This is a genomic window from Pseudomonas sp. NPDC086581 (assembly GCF_044746165.1).
Classification (GTDB): domain Bacteria; phylum Pseudomonadota; class Gammaproteobacteria; order Pseudomonadales; family Pseudomonadaceae; genus Pseudomonas.
Map to the genome: position 1 here is coordinate 189749 of NZ_JBIVBR010000001.1, position 19408 is coordinate 209156.

11 protein-coding genes are annotated in these 19408 nt (G+C 64.4%); 6 read left to right on the forward strand and 5 right to left on the reverse strand.

Annotated elements, in window-relative coordinates:
* Positions 1-175 precede the first annotated feature (175 nt).
* A complete protein-coding gene (locus tag ACIPK7_RS00875; protein WP_401084493.1) occupies positions 176-814 on the reverse strand; it encodes a peroxiredoxin in 639 nt (212 codons plus the stop codon).
* A gap of 292 nt (positions 815-1106) precedes the next feature.
* On the opposite strand from ACIPK7_RS00875, the gene ACIPK7_RS00880 reads away from it, so the two are divergent.
* On the forward strand, positions 1107-1316 hold the full coding sequence (locus ACIPK7_RS00880; protein ID WP_081519197.1) for a DUF6316 family protein: 210 nt from the start codon (positions 1107-1109) through the stop codon (positions 1314-1316).
* Between the two features lie 292 nt (positions 1317-1608).
* Here ACIPK7_RS00880 and ACIPK7_RS00885 read toward each other — a convergent pair whose 3' ends face one another.
* Both ACIPK7_RS00885 and ACIPK7_RS00890 read right to left on the reverse strand, forming a co-directional pair.
* Positions 1609-2793, reverse strand: coding sequence for a thiolase family protein (locus ACIPK7_RS00885; RefSeq protein WP_169940798.1), 1185 nt, complete (start codon positions 2791-2793; stop codon positions 1609-1611).
* Positions 2794-2972: 179 nt separating this feature from the next.
* Positions 2973-11645, reverse strand: coding sequence for a retention module-containing protein (locus ACIPK7_RS00890; RefSeq protein ID WP_401084496.1), 8673 nt, complete (start codon positions 11643-11645; stop codon positions 2973-2975).
* A gap of 548 nt (positions 11646-12193) precedes the next feature.
* Between ACIPK7_RS00890 and ACIPK7_RS00895 the strand changes: the two genes are divergently transcribed.
* The 4 genes from ACIPK7_RS00895 to ACIPK7_RS00910 all read left to right on the forward strand — a co-directional run bounded on the left by ACIPK7_RS00895 (position 12194) and on the right by ACIPK7_RS00910 (position 17763).
* Complete coding sequence (locus ACIPK7_RS00895) at positions 12194-13483, forward strand: TolC family outer membrane protein (RefSeq protein ID WP_401084498.1); 1290 nt, start codon at positions 12194-12196, stop codon at positions 13481-13483.
* 178 nt (positions 13484-13661) lie between these two features.
* Positions 13662-15824 (forward strand): type I secretion system permease/ATPase, encoded by a 2163-nt coding sequence (locus ACIPK7_RS00900; RefSeq protein ID WP_401085555.1) that lies wholly within the window; start codon positions 13662-13664, stop codon positions 15822-15824.
* A 5-nt stretch (positions 15825-15829) separates the two neighbouring features.
* A complete protein-coding gene (locus tag ACIPK7_RS00905) occupies positions 15830-17182 on the forward strand; it encodes an HlyD family type I secretion periplasmic adaptor subunit (RefSeq protein WP_401084501.1) in 1353 nt (450 codons plus the stop codon).
* Positions 17183-17205: 23 nt separating this feature from the next.
* A complete protein-coding gene (locus ACIPK7_RS00910; protein WP_401084503.1) occupies positions 17206-17763 on the forward strand; it encodes a hypothetical protein in 558 nt (185 codons plus the stop codon).
* 10 nt (positions 17764-17773) lie between these two features.
* On the opposite strand, the gene soxR is transcribed toward ACIPK7_RS00910, so the two are convergent.
* Positions 17774-18235, reverse strand: coding sequence for a redox-sensitive transcriptional activator SoxR (gene soxR, locus ACIPK7_RS00915; protein WP_401084505.1), 462 nt, complete (start codon positions 18233-18235; stop codon positions 17774-17776).
* A 76-nt stretch (positions 18236-18311) separates the two neighbouring features.
* On the opposite strand from soxR, the gene ACIPK7_RS00920 reads away from it, so the two are divergent.
* Entirely contained in the window at positions 18312-18668 is a 357-nt protein-coding gene (locus ACIPK7_RS00920) for an antibiotic biosynthesis monooxygenase (RefSeq protein ID WP_401084508.1), read from the forward strand.
* Positions 18669-18775: 107 nt separating this feature from the next.
* On the opposite strand, the gene ACIPK7_RS00925 is transcribed toward ACIPK7_RS00920, so the two are convergent.
* Complete coding sequence (locus ACIPK7_RS00925) at positions 18776-19219, reverse strand: acetyltransferase (protein ID WP_401085557.1); 444 nt, start codon at positions 19217-19219, stop codon at positions 18776-18778.
* Positions 19220-19408: the final 189 nt, after the last annotated feature.

Sequence of the window (19408 nt, forward strand, 5' to 3'; positions counted from 1 at the left end):
CGTCTTCTTCCCGTTTGGCGGGCAAGTCAGATCGAATGGATCGAACAGACAGCGGAGCTGAATAAAAAAGCGCGGCGTGGTCCGCGCATGAAGGATAAAAAATGGGCCGGCGAACCGGCCCGATTTCCGCTCGAGGTTTGCTCGTACAGTGACTCCCCGGATGGGGAGCGGAGAGTCACTTGTTCGGTTGCGGCGTCAGGCGCAGGTACGGCTTGATCGCACGATAGCCTTTGGGGAAGCGCTGCTTGATCTCTTCCTCGTCCTTGAGCGAGGGCACGATCACCACGTCGTCGCCGTCCTGCCAGTTGCCGGGCGTTGCGACCTTGTGGTTGTCGGTGAGCTGCAGCGAGTCGATGACGCGCAGGATCTCGTTGAAGTTGCGCCCGGTGCTCGCCGGGTAGGTGATGGTCAGGCGCACCTTCTTGTTCGGGTCGATGACGAACAGCGAACGCACGGTGAGGGTGTCGTTGGCGTTGGGGTGGATCAGGTCATAAAGCTCGGACACCTTGCGGTCGGCGTCGGCGATGATCGGGAAGTTGACCACGGTGTTCTGGGTCTCGTTGATGTCTTCGATCCACTTCATGTGGGAGTCCACCGGGTCGACGGACAGGGCGATCACCTTCACGCCCTTGGCGGCGAACTGGTCCTTGAGCTTGGCGGTCAGGCCCAGCTCGGTGGTGCATACCGGGGTGAAGTCGGCCGGGTGGGAAAACAGAACACCCCAGCTGTTGCCGAGCCATTCATGGAAACGGATGCGTCCTTCGCTGGATTCCTGTTCGAAGTCGGGGGCGATGTCGCCGAGTCGCAAGCTCATGGGTCTCTCCTTCTTCGTGTTGGTGACCACTATGCACAAGGTCTTTACGCATTAAAAAGAATATATTTTGATTTTCTTATAACCGAAAAAATCATCTTTTCTCGACCCTGCGCGGCGGCGACCGCCGCCGGACACTGAGCATAGTCAAGGGAACGTGAAGCCCACCCAGTCGAGTGTTTCATCGTTGAAACGATTGGCTGCCGTTCGTCGCCATTCCTCCGTGGCCCAGGCACGGCGGGCCTTTGCGACATACACTCGATTCAATTAATCCTTTCGTTCGGGAGGTCAGCTCATGTTGGGACAACGCGTCGGCGACGGCCAGGCGGCCACCCATTACCGCAGTGATCGCATCAGCGCGGTCAATGGTCAGTACTTCTTCTCCACCCGCGAGGGAACGCTTGAAGGCCCTTACTTCACGCGCTTCGATGCCGAGCGTGAGGTGATGCTGTACATCACCCGCATGCAGCAGGCCTCCGACCTGTTCGCCCGCGTCGGACGCTGATCTCCTCCAGGTCCTGGACACACGAACCCCGGCCTGCCAGCCGGGGTTTTGCTTTTCTGCTTCCGAAGCGAAAGCCCATCGCACCTTTGCAGGAGCGGGCCATGCCCACGATCGCGCCCATGGGGCGCTTCTACAGGTTGGCGCCGACATTCCGGGTTATGCCCGCACCTGAAGAGAAGCACAAATGAAAAACCCCCGGCGTCACCGCCGGGGGCTTCTCAGCGGCACCGAGCCGCTTGCGTGGAGCGGTCGGTGCCATCCAGGCAAGGGCGTGCGCCCTCACCCGTCGTGCTCAGCGAACGGCCTCAAACAGGCCGGTGGCGCCCATACCGCCGCCCACGCACATGGTGACGATGCCGTAGCGCAGGTTGCGGCGCTGCAGTTCGCGCACCAGGTGGCCGACCTGGCGCGAGCCAGTCATGCCGAAGGGGTGGCCGATGGAGATGGAGCCGCCGTTGACGTTGTACTTCTCGTTGTCGATGCCCAGGTGATCGCGGGCGTACAGGCACTGCGAGGCGAAAGCTTCGTTGAGTTCCCAGAGGTCGATGTCGGCAATCTGCAGGCCCTTGGCCTTGAGCAGCTTGGGCACCGAGAACACCGGGCCGATGCCCATTTCATCCGGCTCGCAACCGGCAACGGTGAAGCCGCGGAAGAAGGCCTTGGGCTTGAGGCCCAGTTCCAGGGCCTTGTCCAGACTCATGATCAGGGTCATCGACGCGCCATCGGAGAGCTGCGAAGCGTTGCCGGCGGTGACCGAGCCGTCTTCTGCGAAAACCGGCTTGAGGGAGTTCAGGCCTTCAAGGGTGGTTTCCGGGCGGTTGCAGTCGTCGCGGTCGACCACGCCGTCGAGCACTTTCTTCTCGCCGGTGGCCTTGTCTTCCACCAGGTACTTCACGCTCATCGGCACGATTTCATCGTCGAACAGGCCTTCGGCCTGGGCGCGGGCGGTGCGCTGCTGGCTCTGCAGGGAGTACAGGTCCTGCTGCTCGCGGGTGACGTTGTAGCGGCGGGCGACGATCTCGGCGGTTTGCCCCATGGGGTAGTAGATGCCGGGGAACTCGTCCTTCAGGCGCGGGTTCACGAAGTTGTCGAGATTCTGCTTGCCCATGGTCAGGGTGATGGACTCGACGCCGCCGGCCACCAGGATGTCGCTGCAGCCCGAAGCTACCTGGTTGGCAGCAATGGCGATGGCCTGCAGACCCGAGGAGCAGTAGCGGTTCAGGGTCATGCCGGCGACATGGGTGCCCAGGCGCGACAGTACGGCGGCGTTGCGGCCGATGTTGTGGCCCTGGGCGCCTTCGTTGGAGCCCGCGCCGACCACGCAGTCGTCCACCAGCAGCGGGTCGAGGTTGTTGCGCGCCAGCAGCGCGTCGATGCAATGGGCGACCATGTCGTCCGGACGGGTCATGTTGAATTTGCCACGGAAGGACTTGGCCAGGCCGGTACGGACGCTGTCGACGATCACCACTTCGCGCATGGGAAACCTCGTTGCTTGTTGTTCGTTGGGGAGGATGGTGTAGCCCCGAGCATAGGCGCCAGTGAGGACGCAGGGCGACGATCATTCACCAGGCGTATAGCTGTGCCACCACCCTCGTTGGGCGGGCAGGAACGAAACCGCCGCCCGAAGGCGGCGGTTTCGACTGGCTTCACACGGCGTCAGACGGTGTCGGTCTTGATCGCGTGATCCCCCAGCAGGCCGTTGAGCACGGTCTGGGTATCCCCCGCCGAGAGCACACCATTGCCGGCATGGCCCGCGTACTTGGCGGCGAGATCGACGTTGGCCAGGTCGACGGTCTGGGTGACGGCGCCACCGCTGGTGGGGCTGACGCCGATGGTGGTGGTGCCGGCGGCGACCGAGAAGGTCAGGTAATGCGCCAGCGACGAGGCCGTGGCGGTTTCCCCCTGCAGCAGGTCGGCGAAGTTCAGCACGTCGTGCTCGGCGATGTTGAAGTCCTTGATCACGTCGTGGCCGGTATCGCCCGACTTCCAGATGAACTCGTCCGCGCCGGTGCCGCCGTACATGATGTCGTCGCCGGGCCCGCCGATCAGCTTGTCGTTGCCGCCCTGGCCGAACATCAGGTCATTGCCGGCGCCGCCTTCGAGGATGTCGTCGCCACCGCGCATGTCACCGGCGACGTTGAGCTGATCCGCGTGCTGGATGATGTAGTTGCTGATCGTCGCCGCCGTCGGCGCGGTGCCGTTGGTGGCGGTCAGGTAGTCCACCAGTCCCTGGAAGCCCTGGCCGTTGTGCGTGCCGGCAGCGTGCCCGGCCCAGGCCAGCTGGTCGGTGTTGATGACATCGCCGAACAGGATGTCGTTGCCCGAGCCGCCGACCAGGTGGTCGTTGCCCACGGTCACCGGTGTGCTGGTGCTGAAGCCTTCCTGCAGCGCCGCCTGCAACTGCTCGGCGGTGTTGATGATCTGCGGCTGGCCGACCGTGTTGGACAGGTTCGTGCCATCGACATTGGTCACCACGGTGCCAGTGGTGTTGGTGTTGTCGAAGTAGCGCAGGTAGTCGCTGTTGATGCCGTTGCCGATACCGATGGCATTGACCGCCACCGAGTTGTCGCCGACCAGGGTGCCAGCATGGTGCAGCATGTCGTTGCCCGAGGTGATAGCGACGTTCATGTCGTTATAGCTGGTGCTGTTGCCGCTGCTGGAGTTGCCGTTGTAGACGGTCGGGTTGCCGTCGGTGAGGAAGAAAGCCAGGTTGACGTAACCGTGGGCCGCGTCCGCATGGTTGGTGCTGACCTGGGTGTTGAACCATGCCGAAGCCTTCTGCATGGCATCGTCATAGTTGGTCGCACCGTTGGCGCTGAGCGCGTTGATCGCGGAGATCAGCAAGGCCACGTTGGCTGTCGTCAGGCCGTTGTAGCTGACGCGGGTGGCGTTGTCGCCGAACGACACCAGGCTGACGTTGATGACCCCGTCGTGACCCTTGATGGCGTTGACCAGGTTCACCAGCGCGTTCTTCGCCAGGTCCATGCGCGACAGGCTGCCGGTACCGGAGGGGTCCTTCATGCTGCCGGAGGTATCGACGATCAGCGAGATGTTGTAGTTCTTGCCCGGCTGGGTATAGACCGACACGCCACCCGGATCGCCCACCAGCACGTCGTTGCCGCCACCGCCACTGATGGTCCCGGACTTGTCCACATCCTGCGGGTTGGGCAGGGTGTGCTGAGTATTGGACCCGTCGATGTCGCTGCTGTTGCTGCCCACTACCAGTACAGACTGCGGGCTGCTCAGGTCCAGGCACAGGTTCAGCCCGGCGCTGTCGCCGTCGCCGTCGGTAAGGCCGACGTGGAAGTTGAGGTCCAGGTTCTCCGGCAGGACCGACTGCCCGGCGGAGACGGTGACCAGACGGTAGTCGCCGCTGTTGCTGCTCAGCACCACGGAGTTGAAGCCGCCTTCGGACAGCTGGAAGGCCGAGCCGCTGGTGAAGTGGCCGTCGGTCAGCAGGTTGAACGAGATCGAGCTGCTCTCCCCATAGCCGGCCGGCGGCGAGAAGGTCCCGGTCGCCAGCACCACCCCGCCGTCACCGAGCACCTTCCAGGTGAGCACATCGCTGGTGGAGAGTTTCTGCACGTCGAAGCTGACGTCGTAGATCTTCTCGCTGAAGGCGATGTTGAGGTTCTCGCCGGGGGTGATGAGGTTGTTGCCGCCCACACCCATGCCGTTGTCGGAGGGATTCACGTTGCCGTTGGGGCTGCTGAAGACCACCGAAAGGCCATCGGCGGACAGAGTGACGGAAGGCCGCGGGCCACCGGCGGAGACCTGTGTCAGGTCGTATTCCACCGTCGAGATCGGCCGCGAGTTGAGCACCTCGAAGCTGTAGGTGCCGTCGGCATTGACCTTGAGGACGAAGAACGCCTCGTTGGAACCGTCGTAGGCGGTCAGCTGCGAGCCGCCACCGGCCAGTTGGGTAACCACGTAGGTCAGGCCATCCGGCGCGGTGTTGCCGCTGAGGTCGAAGGCACCGCGGCCGTCGCCGCCGAAGCTCACGTCGAGCGTGCCGTTGAGCACGAAGCCGGGGACCTCGGAGACATCCTGGCACGGCGGTTCGCTGTGCACCACCGGCAGGTCGTCCTGCACGTTGATCACCAGCGAGCCACTGCCAAGGCTGACCGGATCGCCGTCGCCGTCGGTGGCCTTGATCACGCCACCAAGGTTGAGCGCCAATTGCTCCGCATCACTGCCATTGTGCAGCGGATGATCGAGCGGGCCGACGAGCTTGAATTCGTAGTTGCCCGCCGCATCCAGCGACAGGGTGAAGATGGTCTTGGCGCCGGCAGTGGCGGTCAGCAGGTTGCCGACCACGCTGTAGGCCAGCGCCACGCCGCCGGAGGTCAAGTGCTGCGAGGTCAGCGAGGAATAATCGCCAGTCAGGGAGAAGGCCCCAGGGCCGTCCGCACCGAAGTTCACCAGGCTGGTGAGCGAGCCCGTGGCGGTCGTGGTATCGCTGGCCCCGTCGGGGTTGCCGCCGGGCAGCGCATCCTCCATGACCTGGCCCGTCAGGCTGCCACCTGCGATGAGCGCGGGGCCGTCGTCCTTGAACACCAGCTTGTCGCCCAGGTCGAGGCTGGCGGACTTGTGATCGCCATCGCCGTCGGTGATGGTCGCCACCAGGGATATCTTGTTGCCCAGCAGGCCGACCGAGTCGTCGGGGTTGCCGCTATCGGCGTGCTTGAGTGCCAGTTGCTGGTCGAGCTTGAGCTCGCCGGTAGCGCTGTTGAGGGACAGGCTGAAGGCGACCGCGCCGCTACTGTTGCCCACGCGGCCCTCGACCAGGGTATCGCTGACCTTGACGAGCACGATGTTCTGCCCGCTGGTGGTCTGCAGCCCGCTCGGCGTGTCAGTGGTAGCGGCCAGCTTGTAGCTGACGCTGCCGCCATCGGCGCCGCCATTGGAGGTAAAGACGCCGCTGAAGTTGGCGGTGGCATCGGTGCTCAGCACTGTCTCGTCCACGGTCAGGGTCGGCGCTTTGCTGGCATCTGCGCTGATGCTCGGGGCATCGTCGTGGAATACCAGCTTGCTGCCCAGGTCGATGGAGGCGCTCTGGCTGTCGCCGTCCTTGTCGGTGATGGTCCCGGTCAGGCTGATCTTGCCGCTGGCGATGCTCAGCGTTTCATCGTCGTTGCTGCTGTCGGGATGGATGAACGCCACGCGCTGATCAAGGGTCAGCGCCCCACCATCAGGACGAACCACGAAGGCGATGGCGCCGCTGCCTTCGACCTTGCCGACCACTCCATTGCCGTCGTTGAACAGCAGAATGCGTGCGCCGCTGGCGGTTTCGCGCAGGCCGCTGTCGGTACCGTCGACGGTGGTGACCTTGTAGCTGATCGAGCCGGCCCCGTCGGCGCCGAAATCGGCGGTGAACAGGTTGGCCACCAGGGGCGCTTCGACGCGCGCGTCGCTGGCGAGGTTGGACTCGTCCACTTCCAGGCGGATATCGGCGTCGGTGCACGGCTCGATGTGCGGGCCGTCATCGAGGAAGGTCAACTTGCTGCCCAGATCCACGCTGGCCGACTCATGGTCGCCGTCACCGTCGGTAATGGTGGCGGTGAGAGCGATCTTGTCGATGCCGATGCTCAGCGGATCATTGGCATCGGTGGTCACCGGGTGCACCAGCGCACGCTGCTGATCCAGGGTGATCGCGCCGTTGTGCTGAGTCACGGTGAAGGCCACCAGGTTGGTGCCCTCCACTTTACCCACCACACCTTCGGCGGTGTTGTACAGGAAGATCCTGCCACCGGTCGCGGTGTCCTTCAGGCCGCTGTCGGTGCCATCGGTTGTGGTGATCTTGTAGGTGATGCCGCCGGCGCCGTCAGCACCGAAGTGACTGGTGAACAGCGCCGCCACGTCGCCCGCCGATGCCTGGGCATCAGTCCCCAGGTTGGTTTCATCCACCGTCAGGCGGATGTCGGCGGTGGTGCATGGTTCGATTTGCGGGCCGTCGTCGTAGAACACCATCTTGCTGCCCAGGTCGACATGGGCCGAAGCCTTGTCACCGTCGCCATCGGTGATGGTGGCGGTCAGGGTGATCTTGCCGCTGTCCAGGCGCAGCGGATCATCGGGGTTGCTGGTGTCCGGATGCTTGAGCGCCAGGCGCTGGTCGAGCATCAGCGCGCCGTTGTCCTCGCTGACCACGAAGGCGACTGCTCCACTGCCCGCCACGCGGCCTTCCACCGTGCCATTTATGTTGTACAGCAGGATGGCGTCACCCTGGGTGGTCTTCAAACCACTGTCAGTGCCATCCACAGTGCTGACCTTGTAGGTGATGCCGCCCGCGCCATCGGCGCCGAAGTGCGATTCGAACAGCAGCGAAACCAGGCTGGATTCGACACGGGCGTCGTTGGCGAGGTTGGACTCGTCTACTTCCAGGCTGATGTCGTAGATGCTCGACGGGGCGATGCTCGGGCCGTCGTCAAGGAAGGTCAGGCTGCTGCCCAGGTCGATATGGGCGCTGGCGCTGTCGCCGTCCTTGTCGGTGATGGTGGCGGTCAGAGTGACCTGGCCACTCAGGCTCAGGGCATCGTCAGGATTACTGGTATCCGGATGCGCCAAGGCGCGCAACTGCTCCAGCGTGACCTTGCCGTCGCCGTCCACATAAACGCGGAAGGCCACAGTATCGGTGCCCTGCAGGCGGCCTTCGATACCATTGGCGGTGTTGTAGAGATAGACCTTCTGCCCCGTCTCGGTATCTTTCAGCCCCGAATCGGAGTTATCGGCCCCAGCCAGTTTGTAGGTGATGGTTCCGGCGCCGTCCGCGCCGAAGTGAGCGGTGAACAGGTCGGCCACCGACGCACTGCTGGTGTCCGGCACGCCGAGGTGGGTTTCGTCCACGGTCAACTTGATGTCGGCGTCCTGGCACGGCGTGATGCTCGGGCCGTCGTCGAGGAAGTTCAGCTTGCCGCTCAGGTCGATGTGGGCCTGGGCGCTGTCGCCGTCCTTGTCGGTGATGGTGGCGGTCAGGGTGACACTGTTCGGGTCCAGGCTGACGCCGTCATTGGCATCGCCGGGGTTCGGGTGAACCACCGCCCGCACCTGGTCAAGGGTGATCGTGCCGTCCTGGCCCAAAGTGACGCGGAAGGCAACGTCGCCGTTCACGCCGCCTACCCGGCCTTCTACGCCACTGGCGGTGTTGAACAGGAATATCTGGCTACCGGTGGCGGTGTCCTTCAGGCCGCTGTCGGTATTGTCCTGGGTCTCAACCTTGTAGGTGATGCCGCCGGCGCCATCAGCCCCGAAGTGCCCGGTGAACAGGTCAGAGACGCTGACCGAGCTGGTGGCATCCACATTCAGGTGGGTTTCGTCCACCGTCAGCTTGATATCCAGATCCTTGCACGGCTCGATGCTGGGGCCATCGTCGAGGAAGGTCAGTTTGCTGCCCAGGTCGATCTGCGCGGTGGTGGAGTCTCCGTCCTTGTCGGTGATGATGGCACTGAGGGTGATCTTGCCGGCCAGGTTCAGCGCGTCGTTGGGGTCGCTGGTATCGGAGTGCACCAGCGCGCGCAGCTGCTCCAGGGTGACCTTGCCGTCCTGCCCGATGGTCACGCGGAAGGCGGTTTCGCCACTGGTTTCCAGGCGCCCTTCCACCCCGTTGGCGGTATTGAAGAGGAACACGCGCTGCCCGCTGGCGGTATCGGTCAGGCCGCTGTCGGTGTTGTTGGCGGCTTCGAGCTTATAGCTGATGGAGCCAGCGCCGTCGGCGCCAAACTGGCCGTTGAACAGTTCGGCCACCGAGCCGGTGCTGGTCGCCGGTTGGCCGAGCGTGGTTTCGTCCACGCTCAGGTGCAGGTCACTGCCTTCGATGGGCGCGATGCGCGGGCCGTCGTCGAGGAAGGTGAGTTTGCTGCCCAGGTCAAGGCTGGCGCTCTGATGGTCGCCATCGGCGTCGGTCACCGTGGCAGTCAGGCTGATCTTGCCTTCGCCCAGGCTCAGCGGGTCGTTGGCATCGGTGGCGTCCGGGTGCACGAGTGCACGCACCTGATCGAGGGTGATCTTGCCGTCCTCGCCCAGGGTCACGCGAAACGCGACCGCGCCATCGGCGCCGCCAACGCGACCCTCGACACCATTGGCGGTGTTGAACAGGAAGATCTTGTCGCCGGTGGCGGTGTCCTTCACACCGCTATCGGTGTTGTCGGTGGTGGACACCTTGTAGGTGATCGAACCGGCGCCGTCTGCGCCGAACTGTGCGTTGAACAGGTCAGCAACCGAACCGCTGCTGGTGGCGTCCTGGCTCAGGTCGGACTCATCCACCGTCAGGTGCAGCCCCTCGGTGCTGCCCACGGAAATGCTCGGGCCGTCGTCGAGGAAGGTGAGTTTGCTGCCCAGGTCAAGGCTGGCGCTCTGATGGTCGCCATCGGCGTCGGTCACCGTGGCAGTCAGGCTGATCTTGCCTTCGCCCAGGCTCAGCGGGTCGTTGGCATCGGTGGCGTCCGGGTGCACGAGTGCACGCACCTGATCGAGGGTGATCTTGCCGTCCTCGCCCAGGGTCACGCGAAACGCGACCGCGCCATCGGCGCCACCAACGCGACCCTCGACACCATTGGCGGTGTTGAACAGGAAGATCTTGTCGCCGGTGGCGGTGTCCTTCACACCGCTATCGGTGTTGTCGGTGGTGGACACCTTGTAGGTGATCGAACCGGCGCCGTCTGCGCCGAACTGCGCGTTGAAGAGGCTGCTCACCGCTACGCTGCTGGTGGCGTCAGTGCCCAGGGCGGTCTCGTCCACCGTCAGGTGCAGGCCTTCGGTGTTGCCCACGGCAATGCTCGGACCGTCATCGGTGAAACTCACGCGGCCGCCCAGATCCAGTGAGCTGCTGGAGGTCACGCTATCGCCGTCCCGGTCGGTGACTGTCAGGTTGCCCTGCAGCTGCACCAGGCCGGAATCGAGTGCGATGGTCTGGCTGGCGAAACCGCTCTCGCTGCCCGGTAGCGGATGATCGATGGCGCTGTATTGAGTCAGGGTGACGACCCCGGTGTTGCCGTTCACCGACAGCGAGAACACGGTGTTCTCGCCAGTGACGCCGGCAGCGCTTGCGGAGGTGGAAGCGACGATGGCGCCGCCCACGCTGTACAGGTAGATAACCGCGCCGCCGCTGGTCAGGCCCGAGTTGGCGCCGTTGCCGGCCACCAGACTCAGGTTGTAGCTCAGCTGCGTGGTGCCGGCGCCATCGCCGCCGTAGTTGGCAGTCACCTGGAAGGCCGAGCTGTAGTCGGCGGTGGAGGTGTCGAAGGCGGCGCCAGCGGTGTTGGCGTCATGGGTCTGCAGCAGCACGTCCACGCCATTATCGGCGGACAGGCTGGCCTGTGGCGCATCGTCGACGATGCCAACGGTCAGCGTGCCATTGGCGGACGTGCCGTTGCCGTCGGTGATGACGTAGGGAATGTCGAAGTTCAGGGTGTCTTCGGAACCCTTGACCGGGTGGTCCACCGGCTGCAGCAGGTTGACCTCGAAAGCACCGGTGTTGATATCGGTGAGGGTCACGGTGAAGACCGGCGTGCCATTGGCGCTGCCGGTAAGTACATGGCCATCGGGGCTGACGCTATAGGTGATGGCAACTCCACCGGAGGTCAGGCTGGGTAGCCCAGCGGTGCCCCAGGAGAAGCTGCCAACGCCGTCGGGACCGAAGCTGTAGCCCAGGGTGCCGGAGTGGATCGCACCCTCGCCTGCACCATCGGGAAGACCGCCGGGCAGGCCGGCCTCGAACACATTGGAACCACCGGGGCCGTTGGGGCCGACGCTCGGCACGCCATCCGGCGGGACCACGGGCGGTTCGGCCTCGGGACGTACATCCGGGGTGCCATCGAATTCACGCAGGGGCAACGGACCGGAGCCTATGGGGCCGGTCGGGAAGCCGATAGTCGGGTCGACGTGCCCGCCGACTTCAGTCAGCAGCACGAAGGAGTGCCCGCCACCGGGCTTGCCGTTGGCGGCGGCACCTGCGGCACTCGGGCCGGCGGCGGTGGCTTCGGCAGCCTGGGTCGGGTCCATGCCCGCGGCGATGGCGGCCTGCAGCGCCTTGACGTCGGTGACGTCCTGCTTGGTCGGCGTCGCCGGCTGTTGCTGGGCAACCGACTGGTCACCCTGCTCCGCCTGGTGCGCGGCCGCAAGCATCTGTGAGGTCATCGGCAAGGAGCTGTCACGCCCCAGCGTAATCTCGCCGCCCCCCGCAATCTTCAGCGCGACTGCGCCATTGGCGCCGGTGACGAGCTGCTCACCGACAAAAACCTTGTCTCCCTGTTCCAAAGGACGACGCGATCCATCGGCGGCTACCGCAAACACTTCGCCGATTACCTTGCTGACGACACCCATCAAAGTAGCCATGAGTCCTTCCTCCGCTGCACATCCCGCGGCCGGCTCCACCGACGCGCGATTGACCGAAACAGGCCATGGCACGCTTGTATCGGGATGCTGCGAAGAAAGTTGCGAAGGGGGCAAAAAGGACTGCTAGCGTTTTTGCATCAAAAAGCCAGCGACAATTTTTTGTCATGCTGGCCACGCGATTCTTGTCCTTCTGCGGTGGTCCCCGCCCTAACTGCTACAAACCGTACCTGGCTTCTTCTGCAAGCGCCTGCTCCGGCCCATACCCAGGAAACACGAGGGCTTGCACGCAGAAACAATGTGCTGCTTTTCACAGGGCTCATAAGATTTTTTCCGAATAACCCTTGTGAAAAATTCTTCTGAGGTTTTCGAAAAGTTGTTCTTAGCTCTGATGTTACAGGCGTGAAACGCTTGATAAGAGAAAAAAGCCAATAAATTGGCGATCAAAGAGCATCGAAGTACAGAACACCAGGAGCAAAGCCATGCGCAGTCGTAACGCGGCACTATGGAGCGGTGTATTTTTGGCGGTGTCGGGGACTCATGGGCAAGCCATGACGCTGACCGAAGCTATACAAAGCACGCTGCAATACCACCCGGAAATCAGCCAGAGCGTAAACAGCCGCCTCACCGCGGATGAAGAGCTCAAATTCGCCAGGGGCGGATACCTGCCAACAGTCGATCTTGTCGCGGGCTATGGCCGCGAGAACACCGACAGCCCCAGCACCCGCGCAGCGGGTAACCACAACGACGAGACCCTGACCCGCGGCGATGCGGAAATCCGTCTGCGGCAGATGCTGTTCGACGGCTTCGGCACCCCCAATGAGGTCAAGCGCAACGAGTCCAATGTCAACGCCAAGGCCTTCCGTATCCTCGGCACCTCGGAAACTGCCGCCCTGCGCACTGTCGAGGTCTACCTCGATGTGCTAAAGCGCCGCGAGATGGTGGCGCTGGCCAAGAACAACCTGCAGGCCCACGAACGCATCGGCGACCAGATCCGCCTGCGCAGCGAGCGTGGCGTCGGCAGTACCGCCGACAACGACCAGGCCATCGCCCGTCTGGCCCTGGCGCAGAACAACCTCTACACCGAGGAAGTGAACCTGGCCGATGCCGAGGCCAGCTTCTATAGCGCCACCGGCCGTATGCCGGACCAGCTCGAAGCCCCCTCCACCGTAAAGGCGGAAGTGCCGGCGGACCTGCTCGCCGCGCGCCAGGGCATGCTCAATGAAAACCCGCTGCTCAAATCAGCCCAGGCCGACGTCAACGCCGCCGAAGCACAGTACGAAGCCGCCAAGGCGCCCTTCTACCCGCGCTTCGACGCCGAGCTGGCCAAGGCGGCCAACAATAACGTCGACGGCGACGAAGGCCACTACAACAGTTGGGAAGCCCAGGTGGTGATGCGCTACAACCTGTTCAACGGGATGCGCGACAAAGCCCACCTGAACGCCACCTCGCACCAGATCAACGAGGCCCAGGACATCCGCAACAACGCGCTGCGGCTGCTCAACGAAAACCTCTCGCTGGCCTGGGACGCGATGGAGAACTCCAAGAAGCAGACCCAACCCGCCCGCGAATACGCCGACTACACCCGCAAAGTGCGCGAGGCGTACCAGCAACAGTTCACCCTCGGCCAGCGCACCCTGCTCGACCTGCTGGACAGCGAGAACGAACTGTTCACCGCCAACCGCCGCTACGTCGACGTGCGCTACACCGAGGAATACTCGATGTACCGCGTGCTCGGCAGCATGGGCGCCCTGCTGCGCTCGCAGCATGTCGTCGCGCCGCATGAGGCCGTGGCCCTGTCGGATGTGAAGAACGAGGCACGCCTGCCTGACCTGAAATAAGAAAATCGCACGCGTTCGTCACTCTGCCCCGCGCCGCCCGGTGTCGGGGCGACGGCCGTGAAGCGATACGAAGGGGCACGGAAAACCCGACGACCGGCCACAGCCGGCGAACACCTGCAAGTGTTCGCCGAGTGCCGCTGGCGCGAGTCGTCCCGGCCCGGGAGGAAGTAGCGTGACCATGATCATCCAGGAGCGCGGTACACCGGCGCCGGGCGATCCGCGCCTGAGCCATGACGATCCCCTGCTCGACGGACTGCTGATCCTCTGCCGCCTGCATGGCTGCGCAGTGAGCCGCAACAGCCTGTCCGCCGGCCTGCCGCTGCGCGACCAGCGGCTCTCCGCCGCGCTGCTGCCGCGCGCCGCCGCCCGTGCCGGCCTGCAGGGCCGCTTGCTGCGCCGCGAACTGCGCAGCATCTCCAACCTGAACTTGCCGGTCCTGCTGCTGCTCAATGACGGCCGCAGCGCCGTACTGCGCCAGTGGCGCGAAGACGGCCAGGCACTGATCCTGCCCTGCGAGACCGAAGGCGGCGAACAGGCCGTCGGCGCCGACGAGCTGGCCTCCCAGTACAGCGGCCAGGCCCTCTTCGCCCGCCCGCGTCACGAACTGGAAGCGGCGCGCAAACCGCTGGTGCCACGCGTCGAAGCCTGGTTCCGCGACACCCTGCGGCTGTCGCGCTGGCTCTATACGGACGCGCTGGTCGCCAGCCTGCTGATCAACCTGCTCGGCATGCTCGTGCCGTTGTTCGTCATGCAGACCTACGACCGCGTGGTGCCCAACCAGGCGCTGTCGACCCTCTGGGTGCTCGCCGCCGGCCTGCTGATCGGCACACTGTTCGAGCTGCTGCTGAGGGTGCTGCGTTCCAACCTGCTGGACATGGCCGGCAAGAAGACCGACGTGGTCCTCTCCGCCACCCTGTTCGAACGCATCACCGGCATGTCGCTCAAGGCCAAGCCCGAGACCGTCGGCGGCTTCGCGCAGAGCATCCATGACTTCCAGGGCCTGCGCGAATTCCTCACCGCGCTGACCCTGACCAGCCTGATCGACCTGCCCTTCTCGCTGCTGATGATCCTGGTCATCGGCCTGCTCGGCGGCTGGCTGGTGGCCGTGCCGCTGCTGGCCTTCCCCATCACCATCGTGTTCGCCCTGATCATCCAGAGCCGCTTGCGCGATACCGTGCAGAAGAGCCTGACCCTGGGCGCCGAACGCCAGGCCCTGCTGATCGAGACCCTCGGCGGCCTGGAAACCCTCAAGGCCTGCGGCGCCGAAAGCGAGCGCCAGTACCGCTGGGAGTCCACCCACGGCGCCCTGGCGCGGCTGGACAACCACGCGCGCTTCCTCAGCGCACTGGCCACCAACGGCACCCTGTTCCTCCAGCAGTTCGCCGGCCTGGCGATGATCTGCGCCGGCGTCTACAGCATCCTCGACGGCAACCTCAGCGTCGGCGCACTGGTCGCCAGCTACATGCTCAACAGCCGCGTACTCGCCCCGCTGGGGCAGATCGCCGGGCTGATCACCCGCTACCAGCAGGCGCGCCTGACCATGAAGAGCACCGACGCGCTGATGGAGCTGCCGCAAGAGCGCCTGGCCCGCCAACGGCCGCTGGAGCGCACCCAGTTGCACGGCGCGCTGGAAGTCCGCCAGCTGAGCTTCAGCTACCCGGACCAGACCACCCCGGCGCTGAACCACGTCAGCCTGCGCATGGCCCCCGGCGAGAAGATCGGCATCATCGGCAAGAGCGGCTCGGGCAAGAGCACCTTCGGCCGCCTGTTGATGGGCTTCTACCACCCGGACGAAGGGCAGATCCTGCTCGACGGTCTGGACCTGCGGCAGCTCGACGTCTCCGACCTGCGCCAGCAGATCGGCTACGTCGCCCATGACCTGCCGCTACTGGCCGGCAGCCTGCGCGACAACCTGACGCTCGGCGCGCGCTACGTCAGCGATGCACGAATGCTCGAAGTGGCCGAGCTGACCGGCGTCAGCGAACTGGCCCGGCAACACCCGGCCGGCTTCGACCGCCCGGTGGGCGAGCGCGGCCAGCTGCTCTCCGGCGGCCAGCGCCAGGCCGTGCTGATGGCCCGTGCGATGCTGCTCGATCCGCCGATCCTGCTGCTGGACGAACCTACCAGCGCCATGGACAACAGCAGCGAGGAAATCCTGCGCAAGCGCCTGCACGAGGCCTGCCGCGACAAGACCCTGCTGCTGGTCACCCACCGCACCTCGATGCTCAGCCTGGTCGACCGCCTGCTGGTGCTGGACAGCGGGCGCATCGTCGCCGACGGCCCGAAAGACGCGGTCATCGAAGCATTGCGCAAGGGCCACGTCGGCCCGGCAGCGGGGTAATGGCCATGCACTTTTCGCAATCGATCCGCGGCTACCTGGGCGGCAATGGCGCCCGCGACACCGAATTCATGCCCGAGGTCCAGGGCACCCTGCTGGAGGATTCGCCCAATGCCACCCGCATCACCCTCTGGGCGGCGCTCGGGCTACTGGTGGCAGCCATCACCTGGGCTTACTTCGCCGATATAGAAGAAGTGACCAAGGGCGAAGGCAAGGCCATCCCCTCCTCCAAAGTGCAGACCATCCAGAACCTGGAGGGTGGCATCGTCTCGGAAATCTTCGTCCGCGAGGGCCAGGTGGTAAACAAGGGCCAGCCGCTGCTGCGCCTGGACGACACCCGCTTCTCCTCCAACAAGGGTGAGACCGAGGCCGACCGCAACTCCCTCGAAGCCCGTGTCGAACGCCTGAGAGCGGAAGCCGAAGGGCGCGAACCGACGTTCACCGACGACCTGAAAAAAGCCGCACCGCAGGTGGTGGAAGACCAGATGGCGCTCTACCAGACCCGCATGCAGCGGCAGAACAGCGAGCTGAACATCCTCCAGGAACAGCTGCGGCAGAAAGGCCAGGAACTCCAGGAGTTCCGCGCCAAGACTCAGCAGTACCGCTCCAGCCTCGGGCTAGTGCAGCAGGAGATCAACATGTCCGAGCCGCTGGTGAAAGCCGGCGCGGTATCTCCGGTGGAGCTGCTGCGCCTGCGCCGCAGCGCGGTGGAAATCAGCGGCGACCTCAACGCCACCAACCTCGCCATTCCGCGAGCCGAGGCGGCGGTGAACGAGATCCAGCGCAAGGTGGAAGAATCGAAACTGGGCTTTCGCAGCGACGCGCTGAAGGAGCTCAACGACGTTCGCACCGACCTCAACAAGCTTACCGCCACCAGCCGCGCCATCGACGACAAGGTCAACCGCACCCTGGTGGTCGCGCCCCTGCGCGGCATCGTCAAGCAGCTCAAGGTCAACACCATCGGCGGGGTCGTACAGCCGGGCAATGACATGGTGGAAATCGTCCCGCTGGAGGATAACCTGCTCGTAGAAGCGCGGGTGCGCCCGCAGGACATCGCCTTCCTCCACCCCGGCCAGCCGGCCACGGTGAAGTTCACCGCCTACGACTACACCATCTACGGCGGGCTCAAGGCCAAGCTGGAAGTGATCAGCGCCGACACCATCACCGACGACAAGGGCAACAGCTTCTACATGATCCAGGTGCGCACCGACAAGAACCACCTGGGCACCGACGCCAAGCCCCTGCTGATCATCCCCGGCATGGTGGCGACGGTAGACATCATCACTGGCGAGAAGAGCGTGCTGGACTACATCTTGAAGCCAGTGCTCAAGGCGCGGTGGGAAGCTCTGCGCGAACGATAAGAAACACTGAGGGAGCGACTGCCATGCAACGGAAGCTTTGGGCGGTATGGGTGCTGAGCGCATTGACGGGCTGCGGCTCATCCGGCGGCGGAGTGTATCCCGACACGCCGGTCTGGCCCTGGAAAGACAAAGCATCGTGCAGCACCCCCTGCACCAACGAGTCAGCACTTGCGGCCTATACCGATGCCACGGCGTTCTGCCGCGGCGTCCACAATTTCTACGAGTCGATGGGTAATCGGGCAGGCACCACCAACGTCCTGCTGGCCTGGCTGGGTGCGCTCTCCGCAGGGGTCATCTCCCCCGTCGCCAATGGCTCGGCAAAAACCGCCTGGTCGGGCCTTGGTGCTGCCACCAACACGGCTCAGTCCAGCATGGAGCAGAACTTTTCCGCCGCGCTGACTGCCAACCGCCTGGGAAAAATCGCAGCTGCGATGGACACTGGCTCCCAGGCCTACAACTCGGCCACAACACCAGCCAGCCGAGCGGCGGCGGCAGTCACCATGGCTGGCAGTTGCTCCAAATCTGCGTCACAGGCGGACCAGAAGGTGCTGCAGGCACTGTCGGCCAATGCAGGATCATGACCACCCGACCTCAGTCGTTCGCCGTCCAATGCGCCCCCGGCCCCTCTTCCGCCAACCGGTCTCCCGGATTGCGCAGCGGGCAGGCTTCCATCGACAGGCAGCCACAGCCGATGCAGCCATCGAGCTGATCGCGCAGCAGCAGCAACTTCTCGATCCGTTCGTTCAGGTCCTCCCGCCAGCGCGCCGACAATCGCGCCCAGTCCGCTGCCGTCGGGTTGTGCCCGCTCGGCAGCGAGCCCAGCGCCTCGGCGATCTCGCCCAGGGGAATACCCACCCGTTGCGCGACCTTTATCACCGCCACCCGGCGCAACGTGTCCCGGGAATAGCGCCGCTGGTTGCCGGCATTGCGCGAACTGCTGATCAGGCCCTTGGCCTCATAGAAGTGCAGAGCGGAAACGGCCACGCCAGCGCGCTTGGCCAGCTCACCAACGCTCAGATCACGATGCATGGAGCAGGAGGAAGATTTCTTCATGACGGCTATTGACCTCAACTTAAGTTGAGGTTTTACCCTCGCCAGGCATTCGGTTCAAGCCAGGGAGCCCAGGAACATGACGCAACCCGACCCGATCACCGCCCATGCCTGTGTGGACAATCCGCACTTCGTCCTGCAGATCGAGATCGACGTAACGCCCCAGCAACGCCCGCACATCGCCGCGCGGCTGTGCGATTACCTGTCGCAATTGCAGGAGCTGTTCTACCTGCGCCCCGGCTACCTCGCCAGCGAGCTGCATGCCGAAGGCGAACCACAGCGCCTGGTGGGCCGCCTGCATTGGCGCCGCCAGGAAGATTGGGAAGCCGCCTGGGATTGCCGCCAGACCGCCAGCGACCTGTTCGCCGACAGCCTGCTCAAACTCGGCGCACGGAGTATTCGCTTCGGCAGCGGCGAGACGGAACACAGCGCGTAGACCTGTTGTAGGAGCGAGCTTGCTCGCGAACCGCTTGACTCCGGGGCTACCGGACATTTGTTCGCGAGCAATGAACGAACGCGCACCTCGCTCCTACGAAGAGCCACCTACGCCCTGTCAGACAGGCTCATGTGCAGCAACGGGAATGGCCGGCCTTCGCCATCGAGAGGTGAGCGCCCCGTCTGGACGAAGCCATAGTGCAGATAGAACCCCACCGCCTGAGGATTCTGTTCATTGACGTCGACACTCAGCGTCCCGCGCAATTCGCGGGTGAAATCCAGCAGTGCGCGGCCAAGGCCGCGCCCCCGGCAGTCCGGATCAATGAAGAGCATTTCCACATGGCTCTCGTTGAGCCCGATGAAACCCAGAGGCCGGTCCTCATCGTCCACCGCCACCCATACTTCGACGGCGGGCAGATAGAGGTCGCGGACCTGGGGCAGCAGCGCGTCGATGTCCGACGCCTGAAGGAAGTGGTGGGTCGCGCGCACGGCGCCCAGCCAGATATCGAGCAGCCGCGGATTGTCCGCAGCGATGCGTTGGCGAATGAGCATGAATGCATCCTGATTCAGCAGATCACAAAGGGATAGCGCGCCACGCGGGGTGACGGCCGTTGGAGCGTCGGCAGCATGAATGCCCGCTTCGCGAATCAACGCCTGGGCGGAGCACGGCAGAGGCAGCCGGTAAGAGAGGGAGATCGATCCTAACCAGACCTTCCCGAGCGGTAAAGCCTTGCGGACGGC

Excerpts from the sequence above, each read along its gene's own strand:
- ACIPK7_RS00910 (WP_401084503.1), top strand. The coding sequence starts at position 17,206 with ATGCAACGGAAGCTTTGGGCGGTATGGGTGCTGAGCGCATTGACGGGC.
- ACIPK7_RS00885 (WP_169940798.1), bottom strand. The coding sequence starts at position 2,793 with ATGCGCGAAGTGGTGATCGTCGACAGCGTCCGTACCGGCCTGGCCAAG.
- ACIPK7_RS00895 (WP_401084498.1), top strand. The coding sequence starts at position 12,194 with ATGACGCTGACCGAAGCTATACAAAGCACGCTGCAATACCACCCGGAA.
- ACIPK7_RS00880 (WP_081519197.1), top strand. The coding sequence starts at position 1,107 with ATGTTGGGACAACGCGTCGGCGACGGCCAGGCGGCCACCCATTACCGC.
- soxR (WP_401084505.1), bottom strand. The coding sequence starts at position 18,235 with ATGAAGAAATCTTCCTCCTGCTCCATGCATCGTGATCTGAGCGTTGGT.
- ACIPK7_RS00905 (WP_401084501.1), top strand. The coding sequence starts at position 15,830 with ATGCACTTTTCGCAATCGATCCGCGGCTACCTGGGCGGCAATGGCGCC.
- ACIPK7_RS00920 (WP_401084508.1), top strand. The coding sequence starts at position 18,312 with ATGACGCAACCCGACCCGATCACCGCCCATGCCTGTGTGGACAATCCG.
- ACIPK7_RS00900 (WP_401085555.1), top strand. The coding sequence starts at position 13,662 with ATGATCATCCAGGAGCGCGGTACACCGGCGCCGGGCGATCCGCGCCTG.
- ACIPK7_RS00875 (WP_401084493.1), bottom strand. The coding sequence starts at position 814 with ATGAGCTTGCGACTCGGCGACATCGCCCCCGACTTCGAACAGGAATCC.
- ACIPK7_RS00925 (WP_401085557.1), bottom strand. The coding sequence starts at position 19,219 with ATGCTCATTCGCCAACGCATCGCTGCGGACAATCCGCGGCTGCTCGAT.
- ACIPK7_RS00890 (WP_401084496.1), bottom strand. The coding sequence starts at position 11,645 with ATGGCTACTTTGATGGGTGTCGTCAGCAAGGTAATCGGCGAAGTGTTT.